This window comes from Kitasatospora purpeofusca, from assembly GCF_000718025.1.
GTDB classification, from domain to species: Bacteria; Actinomycetota; Actinomycetes; order Streptomycetales; family Streptomycetaceae; genus Kitasatospora; species Kitasatospora purpeofusca.
On the sequence record NZ_JODS01000093.1, the window covers coordinates 1 to 553 of the forward strand.

Annotated in this window: 1 protein-coding gene; it reads left to right on the plus strand. The window is 69.3% G+C overall.

Annotated elements, in window-relative coordinates:
- The first annotated feature begins 256 nt into the window (after positions 1-256).
- Positions 257-535 (plus strand): helix-turn-helix domain-containing protein, encoded by a 279-nt coding sequence (locus tag IF01_RS0140860; protein ID WP_094745765.1) that lies wholly within the window; start codon positions 257-259, stop codon positions 533-535.
- The last annotated feature ends 18 nt before the right edge of the window (positions 536-553 follow it).

Sequence of the window (553 nt, forward strand, 5' to 3'; positions counted from 1 at the left end):
ACGCAAGGACGGTGGTTTCCGGTCACGCATACGCGATCCCCGCACTCCCCCTCCCCCGGGGCCGTGCGGACAGAAGAAACCCGGCCACAGAGCCGGTAGATGGTGTAAAACCCTTCGGGGCCCCGGGAGCCGCTACGGCCCCGGGGCCCCTCAGCGCGTCCCCGACACGACAACAAGAAGAGGTGCAGTGACCACGGCAACCATCCGACCGCACACCCCCGACTCCCTCGACGACGACGACTACCCCGCCTACACCATGGGCCGCGCCGCCGAGATGACCGGCACCACCCCCGGCTTCCTGCGCGCCCTCGGCGACCAGGGACTCATCACACCCCTGCGCTCCGACGGCGGACACCGCCGCTTCTCCCGCTACCAACTACGGATCGCCATGCGCGCCCGCGACCTCGTCGACCAGGGCACCCCCATCGACGCCGCCTGCCGCATCATCATCCTCGAAGACCAACTCGAAGAAGCCCTGCGCATCAACGAACAACTCCGCCGCGACGCCGGACAGCAACCCGCCGCCGACACCTGATCCACCCACCAGGCCGAC